Origin of the sequence: Pseudomonas sp. GXM4, assembly GCF_008923895.1 — a bacterium.
Taxonomy (GTDB): Bacteria; Pseudomonadota; Gammaproteobacteria; order Pseudomonadales; family Pseudomonadaceae; genus Aquipseudomonas; species Aquipseudomonas atacamensis.
This window is the reverse complement of the sequence record NZ_WBRZ01000486.1, coordinates 1-1549: the sequence shown is the minus strand read 5'-3', so window position 1 is coordinate 1549 and position 1549 is coordinate 1. Positions and strand designations below refer to the sequence as shown.

General features: G+C 59.6%; 2 protein-coding genes. One reads left to right on the top strand and one right to left on the bottom strand.

What is annotated here, in order from left to right; translation table 11 throughout:
• Positions 1-100: 100 nt before the first annotated feature.
• Positions 101-955, bottom strand: a complete 855-nt coding sequence (locus tag F8N49_RS27620) for a LysR family transcriptional regulator (RefSeq protein WP_073472068.1) — start codon at positions 953-955, stop codon at positions 101-103.
• Positions 956-1044: 89 nt separating this feature from the next.
• On the opposite strand from F8N49_RS27620, the gene F8N49_RS27615 reads away from it, so the two are divergent.
• Positions 1045-1482 carry a multidrug/biocide efflux PACE transporter gene (locus tag F8N49_RS27615; RefSeq protein WP_122700268.1) on the top strand — a complete coding sequence of 146 codons (438 nt, stop codon included), beginning with the start codon at positions 1045-1047 and terminating at the stop codon, positions 1480-1482.
• The last annotated feature ends 67 nt before the right edge of the window (positions 1483-1549 follow it).

Below are 1549 nucleotides of genomic sequence, written 5' to 3'. Positions count from 1 at the left end.
CGATAAGGTTTTTCAGGTCGATGCATAACGCCAGACACTTCGGTCGGCCCCCTCTCCCTGCGGGAGAGGGCTGGGGTAAGGGGCTTTTGATCTCAAGCGCTTATTCAAGCATCTTGCTGAGCAACCAGCTCCCCGCCGGCCCCGGCGGATACAAGCGCGACCACAAGGCGTCGACAAACACCGGTTTCGGCCAGCCGCGCACGTCGAGCTCTATCAGCAAATCATTGGCATAACGCTGCACCAGCCACCTCGGCAACGGTGCCCAGCCAAAGCCTTTTTCCGCCATTTCCAGCAGCATCAGGTAACTCGGCGCCGACCACACCCGGCCTTTGCCGCGACTGTCGTAGGGATTGACGATGGTCGCCAGCCGCAGCTCGCGATGTTGCTCGAGGATCTGCTGATCGACATGCTCAAGCTTCGCCAAGGCATGCTCGCGGCTGACGAACAGGGCTATCTCCGTGCGCTCGGCCACGGTCGAGGTCACCAGATCCGGCGGGTAGTTGTCCTGCATTTCCGCGAAGGCCAGATGCGCCCGGCCGCGCTGGACCAGTTCGATCAGGTCTTCGCATTCGGCAATCAGGCATTCCAGCTCAAGCTCCGGATATCGCTGCTCGAAATCCACCAGCGCCGCCTCGAAACGATACGACTGGTAGGTATCGGAAATCGCCACCGTCAGCTTCGGTTCCACACCTTGCGCCAACTGCCGTGCGCTCATCTCCAGACGACTGGTGGCGGCCAGAATCGCCTCGGCTTTTTGCAACATCACGTGGCCGGCGGGGGTGAGTGTCGGTTTGCGGCTGCTGCGGTCGAATAGCTGCAAATCCAGATCAATCTCCAGACTGGCGACCGCCGCGCTGATGGTCGACTGACTGCGCCCCAGTTTGCGCGCCGCTGCGGAAAATGAGCCCTGCGTCGCTGCCTGGACAAATGCCAACAGTACTTCCTGCGAAGCCATGAACTATCGCCTTGATCGATGGTTATTGGTTTTGAAGTATCGGTATTCAGTTGGATCATGGCAACCATCGTCAAACAAGGAGTCAGGCCATGACTGCCCACAAGTCCATCACCGAACGTGTTTTCCAGGCGGTTGGTTTCGAGTTTCTTGCCATTCTCATTTGCACGCCGCTGCTCGCTTGGATCATGCAAAAGCCGCTGCTCGACATGGGCGCGGTGACCGTGTTGATCGCGCTGCTGGCGCTGGCGTGGAACGTGGTGTTCAACCGTTTTTTCGACCGTGCATTGGCGCGGATGAATCTGCCGCACAACGCCTGGGTCCGTGTAGTGCATGCGTTGCTGTTCGAAGGTGGACTGATCGTGATGGGCGTGCCGCTGATTGCCTGGTGGCTGTCGGTCAGCCTGTGGCAGGCGTTGTTGCTCGACATTGGCGTGCTGCTGTTCTTCCTGCCGTACACCTACGTCTACCACTGGGGTTATGACGTACTGCGCGAGCGCTTCATGACCCGCCGCGCATGTGAAAGCTGAGGTAGCCCTGTGGCGAGGGGATTTATCCCCGTTGGGCTGCGTAGCAGACCCGATTTTGGGGCCGCTC